18 protein-coding genes are annotated in these 26969 nt (G+C 64.5%); 9 read left to right on the top strand and 9 right to left on the bottom strand.

The window, feature by feature from the left end; genetic code table 11:
- Positions 1-49: 49 nt before the first annotated feature.
- The 4 genes from SH412_RS02350 to SH412_RS02335 form a co-directional block, all read right to left on the bottom strand.
- Positions 50-2152: a DUF1549 domain-containing protein gene (locus SH412_RS02350; protein WP_336521901.1), complete on the bottom strand. Its 2103-nt coding sequence runs from the start codon at positions 2150-2152 to the stop codon at positions 50-52.
- Positions 2149-2757: a sigma-70 family RNA polymerase sigma factor gene (locus tag SH412_RS02345; protein ID WP_336521900.1), complete on the bottom strand. Its 609-nt coding sequence runs from the start codon at positions 2755-2757 to the stop codon at positions 2149-2151. The genes SH412_RS02350 and SH412_RS02345 overlap by 4 nt, the downstream gene beginning before the upstream one ends.
- A gap of 103 nt (positions 2758-2860) precedes the next feature.
- Positions 2861-4165 carry a DUF1501 domain-containing protein gene (locus tag SH412_RS02340; protein WP_336521899.1) on the bottom strand — a complete coding sequence of 435 codons (1305 nt, stop codon included), beginning with the start codon at positions 4163-4165 and terminating at the stop codon, positions 2861-2863.
- 95 nt (positions 4166-4260) lie between these two features.
- Positions 4261-5952: a DUF1549 and DUF1553 domain-containing protein gene (locus tag SH412_RS02335; RefSeq protein WP_336521898.1), complete on the bottom strand. Its 1692-nt coding sequence runs from the start codon at positions 5950-5952 to the stop codon at positions 4261-4263.
- Positions 5953-6572: 620 nt separating this feature from the next.
- Between SH412_RS02335 and pilM the strand changes: the two genes are divergently transcribed.
- From pilM to SH412_RS02320, 3 genes are all read left to right on the top strand, one after another.
- A complete protein-coding gene (gene pilM, locus SH412_RS02330; protein ID WP_336521897.1) occupies positions 6573-8096 on the top strand; it encodes a type IV pilus biogenesis protein PilM in 1524 nt (507 codons plus the stop codon).
- Positions 8097-8163: 67 nt separating this feature from the next.
- Entirely contained in the window at positions 8164-9966 is a 1803-nt protein-coding gene (locus SH412_RS02325) for a putative Ig domain-containing protein (RefSeq protein WP_336521896.1), read from the top strand.
- Positions 9967-10193: 227 nt separating this feature from the next.
- The gene (locus SH412_RS02320) at positions 10194-13319 is read left to right on the top strand and encodes a DUF1553 domain-containing protein (protein WP_336521895.1); all 3126 of its coding nucleotides are present in this window, start codon (positions 10194-10196) and stop codon (positions 13317-13319) included.
- Between the two features lie 167 nt (positions 13320-13486).
- Here the strand turns inward: SH412_RS02320 and SH412_RS02315 are convergent, their stop codons facing one another.
- The gene (locus tag SH412_RS02315; RefSeq protein ID WP_336521894.1) at positions 13487-13975 is read right to left on the bottom strand and encodes a hypothetical protein; all 489 of its coding nucleotides are present in this window, start codon (positions 13973-13975) and stop codon (positions 13487-13489) included.
- 376 nt (positions 13976-14351) lie between these two features.
- Here SH412_RS02315 and SH412_RS02310 point away from each other — a divergent pair, with 376 nt between their 5' ends.
- The 4 genes from SH412_RS02310 (at position 14352) to SH412_RS02295 (ending at position 19062) form a co-directional block, all read left to right on the top strand.
- On the top strand, positions 14352-14477 hold the full coding sequence (locus SH412_RS02310; protein WP_336521893.1) for a hypothetical protein: 126 nt from the start codon (positions 14352-14354) through the stop codon (positions 14475-14477).
- 111 nt (positions 14478-14588) lie between these two features.
- Positions 14589-16043 (top strand): methyltransferase domain-containing protein, encoded by a 1455-nt coding sequence (locus SH412_RS02305; RefSeq protein WP_336521892.1) that lies wholly within the window; start codon positions 14589-14591, stop codon positions 16041-16043.
- A complete protein-coding gene (locus SH412_RS02300) occupies positions 16021-18162 on the top strand; it encodes a sulfatase-like hydrolase/transferase (RefSeq protein ID WP_336521891.1) in 2142 nt (713 codons plus the stop codon). The genes SH412_RS02305 and SH412_RS02300 overlap by 23 nt, the downstream gene beginning before the upstream one ends.
- Before the next feature lie 105 nt (positions 18163-18267).
- Positions 18268-19062 (top strand): HpcH/HpaI aldolase family protein, encoded by a 795-nt coding sequence (locus tag SH412_RS02295; protein WP_336521890.1) that lies wholly within the window; start codon positions 18268-18270, stop codon positions 19060-19062.
- Between the two features lie 78 nt (positions 19063-19140).
- On the opposite strand, the gene SH412_RS02290 is transcribed toward SH412_RS02295, so the two are convergent.
- From SH412_RS02290 to SH412_RS02280, 3 genes are all read right to left on the bottom strand, one after another.
- Positions 19141-20097, bottom strand: a complete 957-nt coding sequence (locus tag SH412_RS02290; RefSeq protein ID WP_336521889.1) for a SelL-related redox protein — start codon at positions 20095-20097, stop codon at positions 19141-19143.
- A 79-nt stretch (positions 20098-20176) separates the two neighbouring features.
- Positions 20177-21160 (bottom strand): alpha/beta hydrolase family protein, encoded by a 984-nt coding sequence (locus tag SH412_RS02285; protein ID WP_336521888.1) that lies wholly within the window; start codon positions 21158-21160, stop codon positions 20177-20179.
- A 199-nt stretch (positions 21161-21359) separates the two neighbouring features.
- Complete coding sequence (locus SH412_RS02280; RefSeq protein ID WP_336521887.1) at positions 21360-23783, bottom strand: EAL domain-containing protein; 2424 nt, start codon at positions 23781-23783, stop codon at positions 21360-21362.
- A 505-nt stretch (positions 23784-24288) separates the two neighbouring features.
- Here SH412_RS02280 and SH412_RS02275 point away from each other — a divergent pair.
- Positions 24289-24651 carry an HDIG domain-containing metalloprotein gene (locus SH412_RS02275; protein ID WP_336521886.1) on the top strand — a complete coding sequence of 121 codons (363 nt, stop codon included), beginning with the start codon at positions 24289-24291 and terminating at the stop codon, positions 24649-24651.
- Positions 24652-24916: 265 nt separating this feature from the next.
- Here SH412_RS02275 and SH412_RS02270 read toward each other — a convergent pair whose 3' ends face one another.
- Positions 24917-26203: an acetyl-CoA hydrolase/transferase family protein gene (locus SH412_RS02270; RefSeq protein WP_336521885.1), complete on the bottom strand. Its 1287-nt coding sequence runs from the start codon at positions 26201-26203 to the stop codon at positions 24917-24919.
- Positions 26204-26439: 236 nt separating this feature from the next.
- Between SH412_RS02270 and SH412_RS02265 the strand changes: the two genes are divergently transcribed.
- Positions 26440-26949 carry a cyclic nucleotide-binding domain-containing protein gene (locus tag SH412_RS02265; RefSeq protein WP_336521884.1) on the top strand — a complete coding sequence of 170 codons (510 nt, stop codon included), beginning with the start codon at positions 26440-26442 and terminating at the stop codon, positions 26947-26949.
- Positions 26950-26969: the final 20 nt, after the last annotated feature.

Below are 26969 nucleotides of genomic sequence, written 5' to 3'. Positions count from 1 at the left end.
CTGCGTAGAGCAGTGATGGAGTTCCTACTGCGCCGCGCGACTTCGAGAGTCAGTGGAGGAGGGCGAACTCGTTGGAGTTCAGCAGCGCCCAGAAGAGGTCTTCGTAGGCCTCGGTGCTGCGCGGGCCGGGTCGACTGGCGCGGGCCAGCAGGCGCTTCATGGAGGTCATTTCGCGCTGAGTCGGGGTGCGGGAGAGGGCCGCCTGGCAGAGACGGCGGATTTTCTCGGCCTCTGTGGATCGATCGCGAACGACATCTCCCAGGACGGTTCCCGGCGCTGCGGCGAGCGCGGTCTGGACGACGTCGCCGTTCATCATGGCGAGGGCCTGGGAGACGGTGCCGTCGAAGGTGTTGGCTTCGTCGTTTTCTTCGGTGCCGAAGGTGACGATGAACTGTTCCAGCCAGGCCTGGCGCTGCGATTCCGCGCGGGTCCAGTCGCCGGCCGCCTGCGTGGCGCGGGTGGCTGTGAGGAGGGAGTCGTAGAGCTGCTCGGCGGTCATCGAGCGGACGTAGATCCGGCTGAAGAGGGGGAGCTCTCCCAATTCGGGATCATCGCCGCGATTGGTGTCGTTGGGCCGGCTGCTGAGCTGATAGGCGTCCGACAGGCAGATCCAGCGGATGAGCTGCTTGACGTCGTAGCCGCTCTGGATGAACTCCCGGGAGAGGCCGGCCAGGAGCTGCGGATGGCTCGGGGGGTTGTGCGGGCCGAGATCGTCGACGCCGCGGGTGAAGCTGTGTCCGAAGAACTGCTCCCAGATGCGATTGATGAACGCGGCGGCCAGTTGGGGCTGATCGCCCGAGGTCATGAGTCGGGCGAGCTCGCGGCGGCGGTTGACTTCGGGGGCGGGGTCGACTTCGCTGCCGCCGTAACGAGGAAAGGCGACCTTCATCAGGCCGTTGCGGGTTTCGTAGTAGGTCGGGCCGCCGGCGGGTCGATTGACCAGCGACATGCCGACCGTCATTTCGCGACCCGACTTCGGATCGCGCTGGCGGTGCGCGACGGCTTCGGTCTGCTGGAAGAAGCTGTTGAACTCCCAGAAGGCGGTCTGTTCGACGTCGTTGAACGGATGCTTATGGCATTGCACGCACTGAAGCTGCTGTCCGAGGAACAGGCGGGCAGTGAGGGCCGTGGCGGGGAGGGCCTGGTTGTTGAGGTGGGCGAGCAGGAAGTTGGCGGCGCCGTTGTCGTGGCCGTTTCCCTCGGCGGAGACGAGGTCGAAGACCAGCTCGTTCCAGGGGCGGTTGGCGGCAAAGCCGGTCCGGAGGAATTTTTTCAGGGCGGGCAGATCGACTTCGGGGCCGCACGAACGACCGACAAGCAGATTGGCCCATTCGGTGGTGAGGTGTCGGGCGTATTCGGGGGAGTCGAGCAGGCGATCGACCGCATGCGCCCGGCGGTCGGTCGAGCGATCGGCGAGGAACTGTTCAAGTTCCGTGACCGAAGGGATGCGGCCGGCAATGTCGAGGGTCAGTCGACGGAGCCATTCGCCGTCTTCGGCGCGGGCGGAAGGCTGGATGCCGGCGAGGCGCCAGCCTGCGGCGAGTTCGGAGTTGATCAGGCTGACGGGGATCAGCTTCGCGGCGGCGGCCGTCGGGGAATCGACCGAGGCCGGCGTCTCAGCCGCTGCGACTCCCGGAAGTGCCGGCGTGACGGGAGTCGACGGGTCGTGGCCGGATGAAGCCGGTTCAGTCGCCGGATGCACGGCGATCAGAGGGACGCCAGGGTCGCGGTGGGGCGCCGCCGTGTTGATGTCGTCGACGACCGGTTGCGGTGCGACGGAATGGGCGTCCTTGTCGACGAGCGCGGCCGGTCCGGCGTGCCGACTGCCCCACCAGAGGGGCACGACTACGACGGTGAGGACGAGGGCCAGGGCCGTAGCGGCGATCGCCGCGGTGGAGCGTCGTCGGGCGGCGGGCGAAACGGGTTCGGACTGCGCGACGTGAGCCTCCGGCAATGGGGCCGCAAGGCCGCCGGCGGCGTCCCAATGGAGGGAACCGTGGAGCTCCATGTAGGTCAGGTAAAGCCAGCGGGCCTCCGCGGAATCGCGCAGCTCGGCTTCGAGACGCAGGGCGGCTTCTGGAGAGAGACTGTCCTCGCAGGCCGCTTCGAGGAGCGGCTGCAACCGGTCCATCAGGGAATGCGGGCTGTTCATCGGATGGTCTCCGCGGCCAGACGGCGTTGAATGCATTCCCAGAGGGTTCGTCGAATCCGCCCGAGTGACTGGTAGACGGAGTTGGCGGGGCGGCCCATTTCGGCGGCGACTTCTTTGCCGCTGTGTCCGGGGGCGTAGCGAGTCTGGATCAGCTCGCGATCGCGCGGTCTGAGCCGGTTGAGACAATCGGAGAGGGCGGCGCGGCGCAGTTCGAGTTCATCGGCGCGGGCGAGAGCTTCGGAGGCGACGAGTTCGAGGAGTTCGTCGTTGAAGACCAGTTTTTCGCGGCGGCGTTTGGCGCGGAATTTCAGGATTTCATAGTTGGCGATCTGGCAGGACCAGGCCAGGAAATTTGTGCCGAGCTGAAACTGCGAGTGCTTGGCGAGGATGATGACGTTGGTGTCCTGCAGAATCTCCTCGGCCTGCACCGGGGACTGGACCTGTGCGAGGATAAAGAGATAGAGGCGGCGCTGGGAGCGCGTAAAGAGCTGCACGAAGTCGGCGCCGAGGCCGCCGTGATCCTGGGCCGCGACGGCGTCGTCAGAGGGGGGCGGCGGTGCGGTCGTGGCTTCACCCACTGCGGAATCCTGCTGGCCCAGTGACACTTCTCAATCCCCGCGGCGGACCGATGGTGACAGCCGGGAGGAAAACGCGGGGGGCTGTCGCCAGCCCCCCGCCATTGCATTTCGTGCTGCCTGCAGCGGAGGCTTAGCCGATCAGTTCCTTGATGGGGGTGCCGCCGTTGGCGAGCTTCATCGGACGTCCGCGCTTCGAGGTGTGAACGGTATCGAGCGGAATGCCGAGGGCCTGGGCGGCGGTCGCCCAGATGTCGCCCGGCTGGTAGGTCTGACCACTGACGATGTCGTCGCCGTCCTTGTTGGTTTCGCCGACGGCGACGCCGCCCTTGAGACCGCCGCCGCCGATCATGACCGACCAGCTCTTGGCCCAGTGGTCGCGGCCGGTATCGCCGTTGATGCGCGGCGTACGACCGAACTCGCCCATCCAGACGAGGACGGTGTCGTCGAGCATCCCGCGGTCTTTGAGGTCCTGCGTGAGACCGGCGATGCCGGCGTCGAGCTGCGGCAGGCGCTGGTTCTTGAGGGTATTGAAGACGTCGGCGTGGAGATCCCAGCCGCCGAAATCGACTTCGACGAAGGGGACGCCGGTCTCGACCAGCCGCCGGGCCATGACGAGGCTGCGGCCGAACTGGCCGCCGCCGCCCATCATGCCGCCCTGGGCGGGAGCGCCGGTGTACTTCGCGAGCAGTTCGGCGGGTTCCTGATCGACCTTGAAGGCGTCCATCTGCTTGGAGGTCATCAGGTTGACGGCTTTGCCGTAGACATCCTTGTGGGCCTGGCCCGATTCGCCGCGCTGCGACTTGATGAAGTTATCTTCGACCTCTTCGAGCATGGCGAGGCGGCGCTGGAGGCGGTCGGGGGAGAGGTTGCCCATGTCCGAGTTGCTGATCCGACCGCTGGCGTCGACCAGGAACGGGGCGTGGGACATGCCGAGGAAACCGGGGCTGCTGCCGCCGCCGCCGATGGAGACGAAGGCGGGAATTTCGAGTTCGGAGCGTTTCGTGCCGAGCTCGTAGCTGACGACGGAGCCGAAGGCCGGGTGAACGACGGTCGGGTTCGGGACGTAGGTCGTGTGCATGTAGTAGCGGCCGCGGCCGTGGTCAGCTTCGCGGGTGCTCATGGCGCGGACGACGGAGAGGTTGTCCATGACCTGAGCGGTCCTGGGCATGTGCTCGGAGATCTGGAGGTCGCCCTTCGTGGCGATCGGGCTGAACTCGCCGCCATTCTTGCTGCCGGGCTTGAGGTCCCAGATGTCGATAGTGGGGGGGCCGCCGCTCATCCACATGAGGATGCAGGACTTCTGGTTCTTCTTGAGCTGTGCGGCATTGGCCTGCACGTGCGAGATGAAGTTGAGGGCGGGGATGGTGGCCGCACTGGCGGACAGGTGCCGCATGAAGTGACGGCGAGACATTCCGTCCGGAGTGATCAGGCTCATCGTACTGCTCCCGAGAATTGCTGGTTTGGGTTGCGGAGTTCAAATCAGGTCAGACGGAGGGGACGTTCCCAGGCACACCTGAGAACGAGGTGTTTCTAGTGGTTGAAGATGAATTCGTTGGAATTCAGCAGAGCCCAGAAGAAGTCCTGATAGAGGGCGACCGGATCGCGATTTCCCTTGGCGAGCTTTTGAAACCCGCTCAGTTCGGCCCGGCTGGGGAGACGACCGAGCGACGTCAGATAGAGCTGCTGGATCTTCTGAACTTCGTTGCCCTTGCCGGCAAGGATCTCGCCGAGGTGGCTGCCCGATTTGACGCTGACAGCGTCCTGAACGAGCTGGCCGTTCATCATCATCAAGGCCTGAGGGATCGAGCCGTCGAAGGAGTTGGACTCCTCGTTTTCGTCCGTGCCGAAGGTGCGGACGAACTGCTGGAGCCAGTCCTGGCGCTGTTTTTCCGAGGCTTCCCAGCCGGACCGGCCCGTTTTCTGGGCATTGGTGGCGACGATCAGGGAATCGAAGAGCTGTTCGGCGGTCATCGGCTTGACGTACATGTGCGCGAACTGCGGCGTTTCGCCGGCGGCGGGATTGTCGGATTCGTTTTTCTTGGTGGCCTTGCTGGTGAGTTGATAGGGTTCGCTGTTGGCGATCCAGCGCATGAGCTGCTTCATGTCGTAGCCGCTCTTGACGAACTCTTCGGCGAGGCGATCGAGGATGGCGGGGTGAGACGCGGGATTGTGAGGTCCCATGTCATCGACGGGGCGGGTGAAGGCGTAGCTGAAGAAGTGGCCCCAAATGCGATTGACGGTGGCCAGGGCGAGCTGCGGCTTATCGCCGGCGGTGATGAGATTGGCGAGTTCTTTGCGGCGTTCGGTTTCCGGACCGGGGTCGATTTCGTGGCCGTTGTAGATCGGGAAGGCGACCTGCATGAGACCGCTGCGCTTTTCGAAGTAAACCGGACCGGAGAAGTCTCTCCAGACGACTTCCGAGAAATCGTCGATGGGGCGACCGGTTTTGGGATCGGGTTTGCGGTGATCGCGTTTGCCGACCTGGCGGAAGAAGCTGTTGTACTGCCAGAACTGGTCCTGCTTCCATTCGTTGAAGGGATGGTTGTGGCACTGGGTGCACTGGACCTGAGTGGCGAGGAAGAGCCGGGTGGCCTTGGCGGTGAGCTGGACGCCGTCGTCCTGATCCTGCATCTGGGCGAGGATGAAGTTGACGGCGCCGTTTTCTTCGAAGTGCCCTTCGGCGGTGAGGATGTCGTGAACGACGTCCTTCCAGGGGCGGTTGCGGCCGAAGGCTTCGCGGTAGAACTTCTGCATGCCGTCGCGGGAGACGCGGCGGGGGGTCTGCTGGCCGATCGACAGATTGGTCCAGATGGTGGTCCAGTTGCGGGTGTAAGCGGGATCGTCGAGGAGGCGGTCGATGACTTTGGACCGCTTGAGCTTGTCCTTGTCGGCGACGAACGCTTCGACTTCGTCGCCCGACGGAATGTGTCCGACGATGTCGAGGTAGACCCGGCGCAGCCATTCGTAATCGTCGGCAACCGGCGAGGGGGTGATCTCGTTGTCCTTCCAGGACTGCCGGATCTGCTCGTTGATGAAGGCGACGATGTCGTCGGCCGAGCTGGCGACTGCGGGGGCCTCGGCTTTGGCGGGGGCCTCGGGTTCAGCGGCGCGGGCAATGCTCGCGCTGAGGAGCCCGGAGACTGCCAGAGCGATTGTCAGACTCAGCCAGGAGCGCCGCTCGGTCTTGGCGGTATCCTTTGTGATGGCTCCAACCGTTGTCATGGCCCAAACCCCTGTCATGGCCCTCACCCTTTCGAACTGATGCGGACGGGGAAGCATTGGGGCAGACAGGACCGTCAGGTCGGTCGCCGCAAAAATTTTCCCGTCAATGAATAACCTCGAACCGTGTGGAAACATTCGTATTGATCTTACCCAATTTTTCCAGAGGTGCACGACTGATTTCACTCAAGTCCAGACGATTTCAATGGTTAGGGGGGCCGTCGTCCGCCGGTCCAGGGCAGGATTTCCGGCTGACGGCCGGATATGGACAAGGGGGAGGTGAAATCTGGACGCAGGATTGCGTGTGGGGAGGGTGTCGGCCGGGAAATGACGCTTGCGGCGGCCCTTGGCGGGGCGGGCGGCGCCGGTTCTGGCGGACGGACTGTTTCGACTGGTGTGCAACATGTTGTGAGACAGTCTGTTACGGCGGTATTGAGTCGCGTACGGTCCGGGGGGAGGAGTTAGGGGTTTTAAGAGATAGAATTCAAGGATGCTTGGCGGGGGCCGTCATTTCCCCAAGTCCTCCAAACGTTCAACTTTCCACTTGTGTCGCGCGGGGTGGCGGCCGATCATGGATGGATTGAACGTAAGTGCAATGCTGGTCGTGAAGTGGGTCGTTTGTCATGGCTGATTTTGTCGCGTTGCTCTGGGACCGGACGGAGTGGACGGCCGCGGAAGCGTCGGTCACTGGCGGGACGGTGCGGCTGTTGAACACCTGTTCGGAGGCCTGGCCGGAGGGGTCGGCGGACTCGTCGCCTCCCGCGGTCCGGGGCTCGCGGCTGAAGGGGAGCCTGAACAAAGCGGGGATTCGATGCCGGTCGGTCTGGCTGATATTGGCCCGCGAAGACGTGATCCTGCGGCACCTGGAACTGCCGCATGCGACGGATGAAGAGCTGCCGGACCTGGTCCGGTTTCAGGCCTCAGCCCGGTCGTCGGTGGCGCTCGATCAGTTGCTGCTGGATTTTATTCCGATTGCGCATCGCGCGGGGCGGGAACAGCGGGACGCCCTGTGCGCGACGATCCCGACGTCGCTGCTGCTGCCAATCCGGGCGACGCTGGAAGCGGCGGGGCTGGAGCTGGAGGGGGTGACCGTCAGCTCGGTGGCTGTGGCGGAACTGTTGACGCATGTGGCCGCACAACGTCGATTGCCGGTCAATGACGGCACGCTGGGGATCGTGCGGGACGGACAGCGGGCGGAGATTGTCGTCCTGCAGCAGCGGCAGTTGATTTACGCGCACTCGGCACGCTTGTCCGCTGGCGATGCGGCGGGGCAACTGGCCGCGATGCAGTCTGAGACGAGTCGGGCGGTGGTGGCCGCGCAGCGGCTGGCGCCGGATCTGACCTTGAAGCATGGCTGGCTGGTCGCCGACCCGGCGGACGTTGAAGGCTGGGCGGCTGCGCTGACGCGGCGGGTGGATTGTCCGATCGAACTGCTGAATCCGGTTGCCGATTGTGGTCTGACGAGTCCGCATCCGCTGATTCCCGGCGAGATTGCGAAGCTGGCGGCGCCGATCGGGCTGGCGGTGGGGCGGACGGCGCATCCGGTTCCAGTGCTGGATTTTCTGCATCCGCGGAAGGCGCCGCCGAGGCGCGATCCGCGCAAGGCGCGGATCGCGGCCGGGGCTGCCGCGGCGCTGCTGCTGCTTGTCGGGGCGACGGCTTACACGCAGTTATCGTTGCAGTCGCTGTCGGAGCAGGTGCGTGAGCTGACGGACGAGGAGGGATCGCTGACGCGGCAGCTCAAGGCAGGCGAGCCGACGCTGGCGGCGGCCAGGGACGTGCAGAGCTGGCTGGATCACAGCACGCCGCAACTGGCGATGCTGGGCGAGCTGCGGGAGGAGATGGAGGGGACGGAGCGGCAGTATCTGACGCAATACGATTACACGGCGGGGTCGAACGAGGTGCTGGGGAAGGTGGCGGCGCAGGGGAACGCGCGGGACCGGCTGGCGATTCAGCAGTTCCAGGATCGGGTCGATTCGCGACTGGGGCGTCGAGTGAAGCCGAAGAACCTGACGCTGACGAGCCGGGATTCCGACTATCCGGCGAAGTTCGAACTGGATCTGGAGCTGATTGTGGAGGCCGAGAAGAAGCCGGCTGCCGCGAGCGGGGTTGCGAAGCCGGGAGTTCCGGCGACGACGACGCCGTGACGTTGAGAGTCGAGCGATTTCCGCGAGTCTGTGTTCCGAGTTTTTGATTTCGATTGCAGGTTGACCGATGCCCAACCGCCAACGAATTCTGCTGTTCGGCCTGATTGCCGCCGTGGTGGCTTGGCAGGGTTTCAGTCTGATCGGGTCTTGGATACTGGGACCGATTGAGGCGCGGCAGGCCGACGTCGACCGGTTGCAGGCCAATGTTACTACCAAAGACGACCAGGTGTTTGAGCTGCTGAAGACTGCGAAACGGTTAAAGGACTGGCAGGCGATGAGTCTGCCGCCCGATCCGCCGTCGGCGAACAAGCGGGCGATTGCGGGGGCGGTGCTGGCGCAGCGGTTGTATCAGGAGTGGGTGCTGGATCTGGCGAACATCTGCGGGTTCGAAGAGTTGAGCGTGAAGCCGGGGGCGACGCGTTCGAAGGGGAATGTTTACGTTTCGGTGTTTGTGAAGGTGGAGGCGGAGGCTCGGCACGAGCAGCTTTGCCGGTTTCTGGATCAGTTCGAGCGGACGGCGTTGTTACAGCGGGTCAGCCAACTGAAGATCGAGTCGCGGGAGTCCGAAGGCGATCCGGTGTTCAAGGTCGTGATCGATGTGGAGGGGCTGACGCTGATCAGTGCACCGCAGCGCAAGACGCTGTTTCCGCGGGGACGGCTGGTCAAGGCGCTCGACGATGCGGAGGAGACGCTGGAGGTTGCGGATGCGGGCGATTTCCCGAAGAAGCCGGGGTTCACGGTGCGAATGGGGACGGAGCTGGCGGAAGTGACTGGCATTGCGGGCGCCGTCTGGACGATCCGGCGGGGTCAGGAGCGGACGCAGGCGGCGGCGCATGCCGAGGGGCTGGTGGTCGAGTTGCAGCCGCGTCGAACAGATCGTCCGGCTCGGTCTGAGGAGCAGTGGAACGAGCTGCTGGCGAGTTCGATTTTTGTAAAGCCGGCTCCGCCGACGGAGTACCGGCTGAAGATTGCTCCGCCGGGCGAGAAGATTGCGATGCGGGGCAAGAGCGTGGATTTCACGCTGAGTGCGACGGGGTTCAATCTGTCGCAGGGGAGGCCGGAGTTTGTGCTGGCGGAGTCGAAGCTGGCGGGGCTGAGCGTGGAGAAGTCGACCGGCAAAGTGACGTGGAAGCCGGCGGACGATTTGAAGGCGGGAAAGTATTCGGCGAATGTGGAAGTGCGTCATCCTTCGGCGGCGGGGGGGAAGCTGCTGCAGAAGCTGGATCTGGTGTTGCGGGATCCGAACACGCCGCCCAGGCGGGATGGTTCGCCGACGCCGACGGTCTATCTGGGTCGGGCGTGGCGTTACAAGCCGCCGGTGACCGATGCGGAATCGGGGCGCGAGCAGTTGAAGGTTGTGCTCGGTGAGAATCCGCCGGAGGGGCTGACGTACGACGAGGCGACGGGGGAGATCGTGTGGACGCCGCCGGAGTCGATGAAGCCGGGCGACGTGACGGTGACGGTGGTGGTGACGGATGCGGGCGATCCGGCGGAGACGGCGACGGTGGCGTTGCCGGTGAAGGTGGCGGACGATTATGCACAGTTCACGTATCTGGTGGGCGTGGTGGCGCGGGATGATGCGAAGGAAGCTTGGCTGTATGACCGGTCGCGGGATCAGCGGACGATTCTGAGGGCGGGCGAGGGGTTTGACGTTTCGGGGATTGCGGGGACGGTGGAGTCGATTTCGGGCGGTGCAATTGCGGTGCGATTGCCTGGCGGGCGGAAGGAGCTGTTGCTGGGGCAGAATCTGCGGGACCTGGATGAGGCGCCGGTGCTGCCTGAGCCCCGGGATCCGATGTCTCCGGCCGATGCCGGGCAGCCGGCGAACGTGCCGGCGTCGGGGGCGTCGTTGCGGGCGGCGGCGTTGTAGCGGTGGCGTGCGTGGCGGAAAAGAGAAGAGTTGAGCCTCGAAGACTCGACTTGACCCTACGGCTGCCGCGGTTCCGGTTCGGGAGTCGGGATTGCGTTCGGGGGCGAACTCGGTGAAAATCAACGACTGTTGATGCCTGCCTGAATGCCTGCCTTTGAACCCCGCCGAATTCCAGATCGCCGCTCCCGATGCCGGGCGGGCTGATCTGCGTCGAAGGAACCCCGCCGATGATGCGTTGCGCGTCTGCTGTGATTGGCTTGTGGCTGTCGGCGATGGCTGCGGCGTCTGCCGCGGACGACGGGCGAACGCTGACGTTCGAGCAGGATATCCGTCCGATTCTGCGAGCGCATTGTCTGGACTGCCACGGTGCGGAGGAGTCGCCCCAGGGGGGGCTCGATCTGCGGCAGGCCCGATTTGCGGCGAAAGGGGGGGAGTCGGGGCCGGCCGTGGTGGCGGGAGATCCGGCAGCGAGTCATCTGCTGGCGAGGGTGCGATCGGGCGAGATGCCGCCGGGTGAGTTGAAGGTGACGCCTGCGGAGCTGGCGACGTTGACGGAGTGGGTTCGGCAGGGGGCGAAGACGGCTCGTCCGGAGCCGGACACGCTGCCGCCGGGGCTGGGGATCACGCCCGAAGAGAGATCGTGGTGGGCGTTCCAGCCGCTGCGTCGTCCGGAGGCGCCGCAGGTGCGGGCGCAGCAGCAGGTGCGGACGCCGATCGATGCGTTTCTGCTGCAGAAGCTGGAACAGAACGGGCTGACGTTTTCGCCGGAGGCGGATAAGGCGACGCTGGTGCGTCGGGCGTATCTGGATCTGCTGGGGTTGCCGCCGACGGTCGAGGAAGTCGATCAGTTTGTGCATGACGATTCGGCGGGGGCATGGGAGCGGCTGATCGAGCGGCTGCTGGAATCGCCGCGGTATGGGGAACGGTGGGGTCGACAGTGGCTGGACGTGGCGGGGTATGCGGACTCGGACGGTTACACGAACGACGATCCGGTCCGGCCGTACGCTTACAAGTATCGCGACTATGTCATCCGCTCGCTGAACGCGGACAAGCCATTCGATCGGTTTCTGGTCGAGCAGCTTGCCGGCGATGAGCTGGTGGCTCCGCCGTATCAGAATCTGACGCCCGAGCAGCAGGAGCTGCTGATTGCGACGGGCTATCTGCGGATGGCGGTGGATGGGACGAGCTCGGGGGGCGTGGATCAGGATGTGGCGCGGAACCAGGTGGTTTCGGACACGCTGAAGATTGTGTCGACGTCGCTGCTGGGGTTGTCGGTGGGTTGCGCACAGTGCCATGACCATCGCTACGATCCGGTGCCGCAGGCGGATTACTACGCTTTGCGGGCGGTGTTTGAACCGGCGTACGACTGGAAGAACTGGCGGAATCCGGGGCAGCGTCTGGTGTCGCTGTATACGGACGCCGATCGGGCCAAGGCGGCGGAAGTTGAAGCCGAGGTGCAGAAGATCGCCGCCGAGAAGAACGTGAAGCAGGCTGAGGCGATGGCGGCGGCGCTGGAGAAAGAGCTGGAGAAGCATCCCGCGGAGCTGCGTGAGGCGCTGAAGACGGCTTATCAGACGCCGGGGGACAAGCGGACGGAAGAGCAGCAGAAGCTGTTGAAGGAGCGTCCGAGCGTGAATATTACGCCTGGGGTGCTGTACCAGTACGACCAGAAGGCGGCGGACGAGTTGAAGAAGTTCGACGAGCGGATCGCCGAGACGCGGGGGAAGAAGCCGGTCGAGGATTTTCTGAGCCCGCTGACGGAGGTTCCGGGGACGATTCCGGCGACGCTGCTGTTCCATCGGGGAGATTACCGGCAACCGAAGTCGGAGATTGCGCCGGCGGATCTGTCGGTGAGCTCGCCGGAAGGGGAACGGTTCGCGATTGCCGTCGATGATCCGGCGTTGCCGACGTCCGGTCGACGGCTGGCGTACGCGAAGTGGCTGACGAGCGGTCGGCATCCGCTGGTGACGCGGGTGCTGGTGAACCGGTTCTGGCTGGGGCATTTCGGGCAGGGGATTGTGGGAACGCCATCGGACTTTGGCCGGTTGGGCGATCGTCCCAGCCATCCGGAATTGCTGGACTGGCTCGCGGACGAGTTTGTGGCGCAGGGGTGGAGTCTGAAGTCGTTTCATCGGCTGGTGATGACGTCGACAGCGTATCGGCAGTCGTCGCGTCGGAATCCGCAGGCGGAGCAGCTCGATGCTGACAATCGGTGGCTGTGGCGGATGCCGGTCCGGCGGCTGGAAGCGGAAGTGCTGCGGGACAGCGTGCTGGCGGCGGCGGGGGTGCTGGATCTGACGATGTTCGGGCCTGCGGCGCCGGTCGCGGCGGACGATGCGGGTCAGGTGCTGGTGGCGAACGAGACGCCGCGGCGGAGCATTTACATTCAAGCCCGGCGGTCGCAGCCGGTGGCGTTGCTGACGGCGTTCGATGCGCCGGTGATGGAAGTGAACTGCGAGCGGCGGACATCGTCGACGGTAGCGGGGCAGTCGCTGATGCTGATGAACAGCGAATTCGCGTTGAAGCATGCGCGACTGGTGGCGGAACGGGCGCGTCGGGAGGCGACAGCGGAGTTATCGCCGGGGCTGGCGGCCGTGGCGGCGAAGCATGCGTTCCAGCAGACGTCGCCGTGGTCGTACGGCTCTGGCGCGTTCGACGCGAACACGGGTCGGACCAGCAGTTTCGCGGAGCTGCCGCACTGGACGGGAACCGGCTGGCAGGGTAGCGCGCAGCTGCCCGATGCGAAGCTGGGTTGGGCGTTGCTGCACGCAACGGGAGGGCACACGGGAGAGACGGGCTTCTCGCCGATTCGGCGGTGGAAGGCTCCGCGAGATGGGGTGGTGCAGGTGCGTGGCGTGCTCAAGCACGGTTCCCCGAACGGGGACGGCGTGCATGGCGTGATCGCTTCCAGCCGGCTGGGGAGCCTGGGGGGCTGGGACGCGCACAATGGCGAAGCGGCGACGAGCGCGACGGTCGAAGTCGCGAAGGGGGATACGATCGACTTTGTGACCGAGTGCCGGGCGAATGTGACTTCGGATTCATTCGAGTGGGTTGTGACGGTGGCCTATGACGGGTCGCCGACGAACGTCCGCGGCGCGTGGGACTCGCGCGGGGATTTTCACGGACCGAATCCGCCGGCGATCGGACCGCAGATCGCACGGGCCTGGCGGGTGCTGCTGCTGCGGGAAATCACCCCAGAAGAACTGGAGCTGTCGTTACAGTTTGCGGGGCGACAGTTGGAGACGCTGGAAAGCCGGCCGAGCGACGGCGGTTTTCCGGACAGTCAGTTGCAGGCGCTGACGAATCTTTGCCAGGCGCTGCTGGGATCGAACGAGTTCCTGTATGCGGATTGAGCTTGGCGGGGAGAGATGGAGGAGGAAGATCTCTCGCTGAGACGCTGAGAAAGACGAGAGCCAGAAAGTTGGAGTGAACGCTACCGTCCGTCTCTGGCGATCACCGATCCGCAGCGAGCGACCAGCCTCTTCTCAGGCGATTCGCTACTCGCCAATCCCTATTCGCCTCATTCTGCGAAGCCTGGTTTCCAGTAGATGGCTTTGTCGGGGATGCCGGCTGCCTTCAGCGCGTCCTGGAGCTCGATTTCCGTCGAGGGTCGGGAGGAGGCGGTTCTGGCGATTTTGAGGCGATGGCCGTCTTCGTCGCCCGGAGCTGCGCTGGCCAACTGCAGAATCCGTTGCAGGGTGACGGGTTGATCGCCGGTTTCGGTGCGCAAGAAGAACGCCCGGTCGTTGATGATCAGGGAGACGGCTTTCGGGGCGGGGGCGGATGGTGAGAACGCTTCTGCATCCTGCAGCGACGCTGCTGCACCGGCGGGCATGGTCGCGGAACTGGCGCCGGGTTCGTCCGAAGCCGCGGGTACGGTGGCGACGCCCCGCTGGCCGATGCCGATTCCGTCTCCGGAGCCGAGGCCTTTGAACCAGTCGGCGAGCCAGACTCCGACCGCGATGCCTGCCACAAGTGCAATCGCGGCAATGTTTCGCAGTCGTTTCATGCGGTTCCCTCAATTTACGGACAGGAGTCGGAGCCCTCTGAAGTGTTGCGGGGGCCTTCGATGGTGTCCAGAGCATTCAGCGGCCCGTTGCGAAATCAATGGTCCGCAAGTTGCATGGATGCGGTCTCTGTTCGGGACTGTGAATTGCGACGCGAGGGGTCTCGGGTTGAAGAGACATTGAGTCACGCACTCCGGGACATGGCGCCGAGAACTTCAGAATTCTGATGAGACGCGCGAATCGTTTTCATGAGTTGCGGGTTCTAAGAACAGAGGTCAATCGCCGCAGCTCGCGCGGCGACAACGACTGTCTGGAAACGAGAAAGGCCGAAAGACGATGACCCCATTGCTCGCATATATGGACCCTGGAACCGGCAGCATGCTGTTGCAGCTTCTCGTTGGCGGAACGGCGGGGCTGGCTGTCGTCGGTCGTCATCTGTGGCAGTCGGTCGTGGAGCGACTGCACCGGCACCCGACGAAGCCGTCCAAACACGTTTCCGCCTGAGACGGCGTTTCCCGCACCGCTGAGCGATGGGCCATGCCGCCGGCGAACGACGACGAGCTCTGCATGACGTCGAGATCGACAGCAACTGTCTCCTCCACCGAATTTCCGTCGATGGCGCCGTCCGCGTTTCATCAATCCAGCGCAGGATCCGCGATCGCCCCGGTTCTGGACGGTCGCGAGATCTGCGCACCTGTGTTCGACCCCGGTTCGTTTCGCGACCGGGATGGTCGGGTCTTCGTGCAGGGCGGAGGCGTCTTCCGGTTGATTTCGAAGGAAGCACTGCTCGACTGGCGAGCTCTGCGCGAGACCACTTTTTTTCGCCGCTCTGTGGAGCGGGGCGAATTGATTGCGACGAGCGAGGCCGAGGGTCTCGCGGAAGTGGTGATCGGAGGCGCGTGGGGGGGCGTGCTGCAGCATGCGAAGGTCTCGTTCATCAGTTATCCGTACGAGTGGTCGTTCGGGATGCTGCGCGACGCGGCGCTGCTGCAGCTCGATCTGCTGGGGGCGGCGCTGGAGGAGGGGCTGAATCTCAAGGATGGTTCGGCGTACAACGTTCAATGGCGCGGCGCGAAGCCGGTGTTCATCGACATCCTTTCGTTCCAGCGATTCGACGGGCGGCCATTCTGGCCCGGCTACCGGCAGTTCTGTCAGATGTTTCTGAACCCGCTGATGGTGCAGGCGTGGCGCAGCATTGCGTTTCAGCCGCTGCTGCGAGGATCACTGGAAGGGATCACGCCCCGGCAGTGCCGCCGGATGCTGTCGACGCGTGATCTCCTGCGGCGCGGCGTGCTGACGCATGTGGTGCTGCATTCGCAACTGGAGGGGATGACCGGCAGCGGGCTGCGGGTCGATGGCCCGCGGCAGGGGCCGCAGGCCATTCAGCACAATGTGCGGGGGCTGCAGCGGATCGTGCGGGGGCTGGAGTGGCGACCTGGGCGGTCTGCATGGTCGGACTACGCACAAAGCAACAGCTACTCGGGCGACGATCACGCTGCGAAGCGCCGGTTCGTCGAGGAGGTTGCGTCGGCCCGTCGACGGCACCTGGTGTTCGACCTGGGATCCAACACGGGCGAATACGCGCGGCTGGCAGCGGACCATGCGGACCTGGTGGTTGCGATGGATGCCGACGCTGTTGCCGTGGATCGGATGTATCAGGATCTGGTGAAGTCGGGTGTCGCCAATGTGCAGCCGCTGGTGTTTGATCTGGCGGATCCTTCTCCCGGACTGGGCTGGCGAAACCGCGAACGTCGTCCGTTGGAAGAGCGCGGGAGGCCGGATCTGGTGTTGAGTCTGGCGGTGCTGCACCACCTGGTGCTGGGGCGGAATCTTCCGCTGGTCGAGGTCCTGGACTGGTTTGCCGGACTGACGCAGGAACTGGTGATCGAGTTCGTGAATCTGGACGATCCGATGGTCCGGCTGATGCTGGCCAATCGGCGCGATCGGGATCCGGACTACACGCTGGAGCAGTTTGAGAAGCTGGTGCAGGAGCGGTTTCGCGTGGTGCGGCGCCTGACGCTGCCTTCGGGGACTCGGACGCTGTTTCATGTTGTCACACCGAAGCGCTGATCCCCTTGAGCCGATCCCCTTCGTCGCTGGCCGACCGGCGGGCGCGGTCTGCCGGGCGATCTTCGGCGACGTCTGCGAGTTGTGGACGCTGTTTGCGTTTGCGGTGGCGGAGCCGGTTTACAGCCGGCTGGTGAATCGCCCGATGTATCTGGAGCGTCAGTTCGACAGTTCGCTGTGGCTGCTGATCGGGCTGCTGTCGCTGGCGGGGCCGGTGCTGCTGGCGGCGATGAGCTGCGGGCTGGCGTACATGAACCGGCGGGCGTACCGAGTCTGGCACGCCGGAGCGTGGGCGGTCATGGCGGGGCTGCTGGTCCTGTTTTCCTTCCGGTACAGCAGGCTCGAGCTGTCGTTCTACATCGTGGGGGTCGTCGCGGTCTGTCTGACTGCTGCGCTGGTCTACGTTCGTCAGCGAATCGCGGCGACAGGATCGCTGCTGCGGCTGGCCTCGGTGGGGACGCTGCTGTTTCCGGCGATCTTTGCGATCGAAGTGTTCGGCCGGGGAAGCGATGCGCGGATAGGCGGCGCGGCGGAGATCCGCCGGCCGATTCCGGTGGTGCTGATCGTTCTCGATGAGTTCTGCGGCGTGACGTTGATGGACGCGAATCGGGAGGTGAATGCTGCGCGTTTTCCGGGATTCGCCGAGCTGGGTGCGACGGCGACCTGGTATCGGAACGCGACCTCGGTTCATCCGCGAACGGACCACGCCGTCCCGGCGATTCTGTCGGGGAAGTTTCCGGACCGGGTCTCCGAACCGCTGGCGCAGGATTATCCGCAGAATCTGTTTTCGCTGCTGTTGCGCGGGCGGACCTATGCCCCCGTAGTCTTCGAACCATTCACGCGGCTGTATCCCGTCGGGGAGCTGAAGGGGCTACTCAGGTCTGAGACTCTGTATCACGACACCGCTGCGAGTTTCTTCAAGACGCTGCCGGCGGCGTATCTGCAGGAGGTTCTGCCGGATGATCAGCCGCTGGTGAACATCGATCTGCCTCTGGCCTGGTTCAATCTGCGCAATCCAGTTGAGGAATGGAATCGGCGCGGCGGCTTGATCATGCATATGTGGGACAGCGACCGAGTTCAGCAGTTCGACCAGTTTCTGGAGTGCGTTGTTCCGCGACCGCAGCCGGCGCTGTATTTCGCGCATTTTTGTCTGCCGCATTATCCGTGGTGCTACTTGCCGTCCGGTCGGAGGTACGAGGCGGATAAGGGCATTTTCGCAACGACGCGGATTCCCGGGGCGCTGGGAGAGATCCGGGAAGACTGGGGGCCGGATGAGCTGGCGGCGGACCAGGCATGCGTGCGGTACATTCTGCAGGCGCAGTTTGCCGATCGGCAGGTGTCACGGGTAATTGCGAGACTGAAGGAAGCGGGACTGTTTGACGAATGCCTGATGATCGTCGTTGCAGATCACGGGGTCTCGTTCCGGCCGAATCGTTCGCGACGGTCGCCGGCTGCGGATTCGCTGGCGGACATCATGTCGGTTCCGCTGTTCGTCAAGCTGCCGAAGCAGACGGCGGGGGAGATCAGCGATCGGAATGTCGAGACGATTGACGTGCTGCCGACGATCGCCGACGTGCTCGGAATCGACCTGGCGGAGCCTGTGGACGGCGTCTCCTTCCTGGATCCCGCCGTCGCCGAGAAGCCGATCAAGCGATTCAACAGCCAGCAGGAGGTGATCGAAGTTGAGCCGGGGTTTGAGGAAAAGTACGCCGTCCTGGCTCATCTGATCGGCAAGTTCGGGGGCGGTCAGTCTCCGGAGCGGATGTATCGACTCGGGCCGCACTCCGAGTGGATTGGACGGTCGGTCGAGGAACTGCGAGTCAGTCTGTCGGAGGGCTGGAAACCCGTCGTTGATACCCCGCGGGACTTCCGGATGGAAAAGGATTTCGTTCCCTGCCATCTGACGGGGCATGTGGAAGGGTCGGACGAACTGCCTCCGCGACCGGTGGCGCTGGCGGTGGCCGTGAATGGAGTGATTCGCGGCACGACGCGGACCTATACGACGCCGGGGTTTCGCGACCGGTGGTCGCTGCTGCTGCCCGAGGAGGATTTTCGAGCGGGGGAGAATATGGTCGAAGTGTTTGTGATCCCGGGCGCTGACGTCGGCGCCAACTCGCGTTGAGCCGGAGGGCCGGGCCGTCTGTGGCGTTGCGTTTCGCAGATCCGACGGAGAAACTACGTGCGACGGCATTCTTCTCCACAGAAACACGAAGCGGGGTCTGAGAGCATGCGACGCAATCCGGTCAAGGCGGCACTTAAGGCGGGGCAGCCGCAGGTCGGGACGTGGCTGTCCCTGGGGGACGTGTTTGCCGCCCGGCTGATGGCGCGGATCGGGTTCAACTGGCTGACGGTGGATCTGGAGCATTCTCCGATCGGCTGGAACAACGCGGGGCTGCTGTTCGGGGCGATCGCCGATGCCGGATGCACGTGCCTGGCGCGGGTACCGCGCGGCGACCACGACTACATCAAGCGGGTGCTGGATGCCGGAGCGCACGGGATCGTCGTGCCGATGATTAATACGGTGGAAGAGGCGAAGATCGCGATCGCCGCCGCCAAGTACCCGCCGACGGGGAACCGGTCGGTGGGTGGGGCGATGCATGCGATGAACTTCGACGCGACTGCGGGGGACTATTACAAGCACGCGAACGACGAGATTCTCGTCGTCCTGCAGACGGAGTCTCCGGAGGGGGTCGCCAACGCGGAAGAGATTTACAGTCTGCCGGGGGTGGATGCGATTTTCGTCGGTCCGAACGATCTGGCGGCGCAGATGCGGGCGCCGGATGGCACCGAAGCGACGCCCGAAGAATTCAACGCCATGCTGGGGCGGATATTGGCGGCGGGGAAGAAGTGCGGGACGCCGGTGGGGATTCACGTGCAGACGGAGGTGCAGGTTCAGCAGCGAATCGCCGAAGGGTGGCAGTTCATCGCGCTCGGGAGCGAGCTGCGGTTCATGGTGACGGAGGCTCAGCGGCTGGTGAGTGCGCTGAATCTGAAGACGGGCGGGGATCTGGCGCGATATTAAAGGGGCCGAAAGCTGAAAGCGGAGAGCTGAAAGCCAGAGAATGCCAGAGTTTGGTGAGCCTCGCGGACTCGACTCGCCTTACTTTCCTGCTTGTGGGGGGAGGGGGCAGGCGAGTTCGAGGTAGTCGATGCGGTCGCCGGAGGTTTTGTGGCGATGGGCGCGGACGATTTCTCCGCGGTCGACGAGGAAGACGCCAGCTTTCTGGAGGCCGTTGCCTTCCAGCGGGCCGGCGCCGTATTTCCAGAAGACCCCTTCGGCTCCGCCGCCGCGCCACCAGACTGAGGGTGAAAAGAGCTCTCCGAGCGTTCCGAGCGACAGATCGAAGGCGTGATACAGGCGGCGTGCGGGGTCGCTGATGAAGTCGATTCCTTCGGCGCCGTAGGTCGTGGCCATCTTCCGGGCGTCTTCGAAGTCGCTCATGTGGATGAAGACCGGCTTTACGCCCCGGCGTTCCAGTTCGGCCTTCTGCCGGCCGACCTCGGCGACGGCTTCGCGGCAGAAGGTGCAGCCGCTGTGTCGCAGGAAGACGACGAGCAGGGGCTGCGTGTGCGAGGCGTCCCACAACGACTGGCCGTCGGCCAGTTTGTAGTTCCGCAGTTCTTCCGCGAGCGGCCGGGCCTGTTCGGCGAGCCGGCGGGCGTCGTGAATGCGGACGGCGTGCAGCAGAATTGCGGTGAACGGCAGCCACCAGACGAGATCGTTGGCGAGGATGGTCCAGCCCATCGACCAGGGGAATTCGCCCCACAGGGCCGACCAGACGAAGCCGATGGGGCCGAAGATTTTGCCGAGCAGTCCGACGAGGACGATCGGCCAGTGGGTGGCGGGATCATTGGCGGCGATCCAGTAGCCGACGCCGTAGACGCCAATGACCATGCCGAGGCATTGCCAGAGGGCCGGGTAGTTGGGGGGCTCGATGCCCAGGGAGAGAAAGAAGGCGGAGGGGAACAGGATGGCGGCGAGCCCCCAGACGACGTTGTAGACCGCGGCGATGCGGAGGCACCAGAAGGTCCAGGGGGGGGCCGGAGGGATGGGCATGGGAAGAAGTGGCTAGCGATAAGTGGTTAGTGGCGGGTGAAGAAGACGGCGAGTTCGGTGATCGGCTGCGGCTTCGCGTTCAACGCTCGACGGATTTCTGGTGGCCGGCGAGCCAGTCGATGGCGGCGGCCATGTCCCCTTCGTGACCTCCTTCGAAGAGGGTGACGCGGGCGGGGCCAGCGGAGCGCTGCAGCAGGATTTTGTGCTTGCGGACGGCGGGGGACTCTCCACGAAAGGCGAGGGACTCCGGAACGCGTTGCTCCTGCACGATGCACCGGATTTCGGCGTCGGCGAACTGGAGATCGGGTTTGCCGACGGCGACGGCGAGGACGTTGAAGGCGTTCAGCGAATGGGAGACGGGGACGGAGCCGGTGTGGCCGTCGTGGATTCCGGCTTCGATGTCGAGGGGGACGTTTTTGGCGCGCGGGAGCCAGGTCAGGGGAGAGCGATTGCGATATTCGGCGTCGACTTGGGCCGAGGCTCCTGGAACGCCTCCGCAGAGTTTTTGGACGTCTTCGGCGTAGCGCTGTTTGCGGGCGACGGACTCGGCGTGCCAGGCGGCGAGGTCGGCGATGGGGACCCAGGCGGAGGCGGCGGCCCAGCGTTCGGGATGGCGGCCGGCCATGAGGAGGGTCATGTGCCCGCCGCCTGATGCGCCAACGAGGTAGATCCGGCGGGGATCGATGCGCGTCTGCCGGCTGATCCAGTCGACCGCGTCGAGGACGTCCTGGACGGCGAGGTTGGAGCCACCTGCTTCGGGGCGGATGTTGGGTCCGCGGAACTGGGGATGAATCAGCGCCCAGCCGCGGCTGACGGACTGCTGGAGGCAGTCTTCGATGAAGCCGGCCTGGCGGTAGTCGCCGCTCCAGGTGTGCAAGACGACAAGGAGCGGGATGGGAGTCTCGGGATTTTCCGGAGCGAAGTAGCGGAGGGGCTGGAGGGTCTGGTCGAGCGAGCTGGTGATTTCCGTCTGCTGCAGATCGGCGGCCCTGGCTGGAGCCTGCGCTGAAAGCGAAGCGGTGGCGACAAGCAGCAGGAGGACGCGGGCCCAGGGAGCTGGCATGTGTGATGATCCTCGGTGGAGGGTGGCGACTTTGTCACCAGACCATGCCGAGGGATGAAACGCAAGCCAATTGCTGACGGGGGAGGCGTTCCCGGGGCGGTTCGTCGCTGGCGGCGGCAAATCTGCGGCCGGGGAGGGCTCTCTCTGGCGACAATACCTGCGGACCGCCGATTGCCGACGGCATCCGGCGGTCGGTCGGTCAGGAGAAAGAGAACGGGGAGGAGTTGCCGACGGGGAAGCGGAGGGCGCCGCTGAAGGGCTGGTCCTTCGACCAAGCTTCGAAGGCGGCGGGGGTCAGGGGCTGGCTGACGATGAAGCCCTGGATCAGGTCGCAGCCCATTTCCATGAGGCATTCGTACTGGGGGGAGGTTTCGACTCCTTCGGCGACGACGCTCAATCCGCGGCCCTTGGCGAGGGAGACGATCGAACGGGCGATGGCGAGGGCGGACTCGTCATCGGGGAGATCGCTGACGAACGACTTGTCGATTTTGAGGCAATGGATGTTGAATGACTTGAGGTAGCTGAGGGACGAGTAGCCGGTGCCGAAGTCGTCGATCGCGAGCCGGATGCCCATGGCGGCCAGGCGGTCCATGACGCGCATGGACTGCTGGACGTCTTCCATCACGGCGTTTTCGGTGATTTCGAGTTCCAGCCATTCGGGTCGGACGCCGGTTTCGGCGAGGATCTCTTCCATGCGCTCCACGAAGCGCGGATGGCGGAGCTGTCGGGGGGAGAGATTGATGGCGACGCGGTCAGGGAGGCAACCGGCCAGCCGCCAGGCGACGGCCTGACGGCAGGTGGTGGCGAGGACGAAGTCTCCGAGCGCGGTGATGAGGCCAGTCTGCTCGGCGATGGGGATGAACTTGGTCGGCGAGATGATCTGGCCGGCGGAATTGCGCCAGCGGGCCAGGGCTTCGCAGCCGGCGAGCCGGCCGGTGGTCGTCCAGACTTGCGGCTGGTATTCGATGGAGATCTGGTTGTCGCCCAGTGCGCGGCGCAGGGCGCTCTGGGTGTGGTGTCGATCTTCGGCGACGGCGCGGAGGTCGTCGGAGAAGATGCAGACCTGGTTCTTGCCGGAATCCTTGGCGGAGTACATGGCGACGTCGGCGTTCTGGAGCAGGGTGTCGACGTTTCCCGCGTGCGTGGGGTAGATGGTGACGCCCATGCTGATGCCGACGAAGGCCTGGGTACCGGCGAGCCGGAACGGGCGTCTGAGCGACTTGAGGACGGCGTCGGCGACTTCGGCGATGCGGATGCGGAGCGGGTCGATGTCGGGGATCAGAATGGCGAATTCATCGCCGCCGAAACGGGCGACGAAGACTCCCTGGCTGACGGCCTTCTTGAGCCGGCGGGCGACGATCTGGAGGAGCTGATCGCCGGCTTTGTGACCGAGCGAGTCGTTGACGTGTTTGAAGTCATCGAGGTCGAGGAAGCAGACGGCGAAGGCGGAGCCGGCGTCGGCGGAGTGCTGGATGAGGCACTGAATCTGTTCGCGGCAATATCGGCGGTTCGGCAGGCCGGTCAGGGGATCGTGCAGGACCTGCCGACGGAGGCGGCGCTGAGTGCGCTCGATTCGCGTGACGTCGGAGAAGAGGGCGATGACGCTGCCATCGCCGCGCGCATCGAGCGAGGGGCTGAAGGAGACGAGGAACGATTTCGGCCTTCGGCAGGGGTCGCCGATGCGCATCCGTCCGGCCCAGGGTTCGCCGGCGATGACGGATTCGAGGACGCGCGGAAGGTCTTCGAACGACCAGTTGACGACTTCCTGCAGCGGGCGGTCGGTGATTTCCTCGGGGGGGCGTCCGGAAACGCGTTCGAAGGCGGGATTGGCTTCACGGATGATGCCGCGCCGGTCGAGAATGGCGACGCCTTCCTGAATGTTGTCGAAGACGCCGGCGAAGAGCCGCAACTGCTCCTCGACCTGTTTTCGGCGCGTGATGTCTTTGACGACTGCGAGCAGATGGTCCTGGCCGCGGACGCGAAACGCCGAGAGGGTGATCTCGCACCAGAAGACTTCGCCGTTCTTTCTGCGGCGGATCGATTCCTCGCAGAAGTGTCCGTGAAGCATGGCGGCTTCGTAGCCGAAGATGGCGCCGGGGGCGTCTTCTCCGCGGGGGTCGGCGGTGAAGAGAAAGCCGGGATATTGGCCGATGACTTCGTCGCGGGAGACGCCGAACAGTCGCAGGGCGTTGCGATTGCAGGCGATGCAGGCTCGTTCTTTGAGGACGAACAGCGCGCTGCAGGTTCGTTCGAAGATGGTATTTGCGAGGAGTTCAGTGTCCTGGGCGGTCTGCTCGGCGGTCTGATGAGCCCGTTCGAGTTCGCAGCGCGTTCGTTCGAGTTCCTCGATCATTTCCGCCGAGCGGACGATGGCGTCCGCCTGGGAAGCGACCAGCCCGCTGGACTGCAGGGAGGATCGGGCCTGGACTGCGGAGGCCGATCGGGCGACATCCTGCAGATTGGCCAGCAGGTCGTCCGGGAGTCGATCGCGAAGTTCCGAGAGGGCGGCGTTGATGCAGGCCAGCACCGAGACCGCATCGCCTTCGCCAGTCCACGATTCCCGTCGGCTTTCGTCGGCGGGCGTGCGCGGTGTCGGTTCAGCGGAGTGGGAAGTAGCAGTCACCGTTCCGTCTCAAGTCTCTGTGTAAGTTCTGGAATCCCGGAGCGAATCCGAATCCGTTCAAGTTTCCGCCAGCAGAACCGTCATCCCCGACGGGCGGGTTGGAGTTGATCGCACGATCGGGGATGACTCGTCTCGTCCCGACAATCGTTTCCGATGAAGTTCCGAGGCGATGCTCGAACCTACTTCATACTTTGCGCAAGACAACTCGCGACTTGCGTTCACATTTCCGCGTTTGGGCCGCCAGCCGACCGGGACGCTGCAATCGCTGTATTCAGGAGAATCGGTATGATCGATTTCGGGAGACTCCGTGCCGGAATCGTGACCATCGCGTTGAAGAATTCCGGCAAGAGTCCCGGGCAGGAATGACTGGGGCGCCTTTTCCGAAGAATTCTCGTCAGTTGGGACAGACAATCCTGTCTGTCTCCAATTCTTTAACAGGCTGTTGCGCGCCGGGAGGCGGGCGCCGGGGCGAGAGAGTTGCTAAGCAGCACGAGGGCGAACCGGGATGCCGTCAATCTGTCCGCCGCGCGAGGCGAGCCTGCTGCTGGTTCGCGAGTACGTCAGCAATGAGGGACTCATTCGCCATATGCTGGCGGTCGAGGCGGCCGTGCGGGCCTACGCCCGGAGATTCGGCGCGGACGAGCATCTGTGGGGGACGGCTGCGCTGCTGCACGACTTCGACTATGAGCGCTGCCCGAATCCTCCGGAGCACCCGCTGCGGGGGTCTCGGATTCTTCGGGAGCGGGGATACCCGGAGGAGATGATTTACGCGATTCTCTCGCACGCGGACTCCCTGCAGGCCGAGTTCCCGCGCCGCTCATTGCTCGACAGACGCTGTATGCGTGCAATGAGCTGTGCGGCTTCCTGATGGCCTGCGCCCTGGTGCGTCCCGAGCGGCTGGCGGGCATGAAGCCATCGAGCGTGCGCAAGAAGATGAAACAGGGGAGTTTTGCCGCGGCGGTCCGTCGCGAGGATCTGCTGCGGGGGGCGGCGGACCTGAGGGTCGAGTTCGACGAACACGTCATGTTCTGCGCGGCGGCGCTGGACGCGATCGCGGGGGAACTGGAATTATACCGCCGGCGAGTGATTGATCGGCAGCGACGAAGAAGAGGGCCTGGCGCGCCCGGCCCTCCTCAGATGAAGCGTTTCAGATTTCGGAGCTGGTTGCGCAGTTCGGCCCGGAAGTCGGGATGGGCGATTGAGACGAGGGCTTCTCCCCGTTCGCCCAAAGCCTTGCCGTGCAGGTTGACGGCGCCGAATTCGGTGACGATCCAGTGGACGTGGCCGCGGGTGGTGACGACCCCGGCGCCGGGATTCAGCTCGGGAACAATGCGGGAAATCTTGCCTCCCGCGGCCGTCGAGGGCAGGGCGATGATCGGTTTGCCGCCGCGCGAGACTGCTGCACCGCGGATAAAGTCCATCTGGCCTCCGATACCGGAGTAAATCCGGTGGCCGATGGAGTCGGCGCAGACCTGGCCGGTGAGGTCGATCTGGATCGCCGAGTTGATCGCGATCATGTTATCGATCTTGCGGATCAGCGACGTATCGTTGGTTCGGTCGCAGGGGTGGAACTCGACGAGGGGATTGTCGTCGATGAAGTCGTAGAGCCGGCGGGAGCCCATGACGAAGCTCGTAACAATCCGCCCCGGATGAATGGATTTGAAGCGGTTGGTGATGACACCTGCTTCCGCGAGAGGGACGACGCCGTCGGAGAACATTTCGGTGTGGATGCCGAGATCTCGCTTATTGCCCAGTCGGCTGAGGACGGCGTCGGGGATGCCGCCGATGCCGAGCTGCAGACAGGCCTGGTCTTCGACAAGGTCGGCGATCAACTCGCCGATGCGGGCTTCCACTTCAGTTTCGACCTGCAAGGCATGAGCCGGCAGTTCGCGACGGGTGGCGGCGAATGCTCTGACGCGCGACAGCGGGAGTGCGCTGTGTCCGTGCGTGCGGGGCATGCGTTCGTTGATCTCGGCGAGGAGCAAGGGGGCTTTCTGGACGGCGGCAAGGGCAGAGTCCACGGAGGTTCCGAGCGTACAAAGTCCATGAGTGTCAGGGGGCGACAATTGGAGCAGAGCCGCGTCGAGTCGGATCTGACCGCTGAGAAACAGTCCGGGAATGTCGGAGAGGAAGACCGGTATGAAGTCGGCGCGTCCCTCCGCGACCGGAGTGCGGAGTCCCGGACCGGTGAAAAGCGAGATGGAGCGAAAGCGGGGGCTGTGCTCCGGTTCGGCGAAGGGGACGGGACCATCCAGGTGCATGTGGTAGAGACGGATGTTTTCCAGGTCCGGACGGCGGACCAGGGCTTCGAGGAGGGGCGCGGGGGTGGCGGCGGCGCCGTGAACGAAGACGTTCATTCCGCTGCGCAGGTGAGCCACGACCTGGTCTGCGTCAACGGCATGCTGCTGCCACTCCGTCATGACTGTCCCTTGTCGAGTCCGTGCCACGTTGACTCCCGACGACCATCGATTCCGACGAGTCGGATGCGTCGAGTTACATCAGCTCGCTGTCAGTTCAGTTCGTTCGTGAGATTTCGAAGATTCCAGAATGGGAGCCGGCCCCATCGGGACGCAGGGGTTTGTTATAATGAACCTTGCGACATGTCGACAGGCATGGGCGGGCAGCATCCCGAGAAACGCGGCACGGAGGAGGGATCATGGCGCTTCCTGAAGCTGTTGGAGAGAGCGATTTTCTCCGGGGGTTGCCGCAGCGCTGCCTGGAGCGAGTGTGCGAGCAGATCTCGGTGCGGCGCTACGATCCGGGCGCCACGCTCTTCGAGGAAGGCTCGCGGCACGACGAATTGCACATTGTGGCGTCCGGGCATGTCCGGCTCGACATGCGCGTGCCTGGTAAGGGGCGGATTCCCATTCTGACAGCCGGTCCGGGGGACGTGCTGGCGTGGTCAGCGGTCATCGGTAATCAGGTGATGACCAGTTCGGCGACGGCGCTGGAGCGGGTCGAGACGGCCGCGATTCCCGGGGCCGAGTTGCGGGAGTTGTGCGGGGCCGATCACGAATTGGGTTACCATGTGATGCGACAGCTCGCCGCTGCGCTGTCGCGGCGACTGGTGGCCACGCGGCTGCAGTTGCTGGACCTGTTTGAAGGGCACGTCCCGTTTCTCCCCGGTTCCGACATTCGCGGGCGTCAGCTCGATCCGGAATGCTGAGCGAGCACGACGGACCGGGA

This window comes from Planctellipticum variicoloris (genome assembly GCF_030622045.1).
GTDB lineage: Bacteria > Planctomycetota > Planctomycetia > Planctomycetales > Planctomycetaceae > Planctellipticum > Planctellipticum variicoloris.
This window is presented reverse-complemented; position numbering and strand designations above follow the sequence as displayed.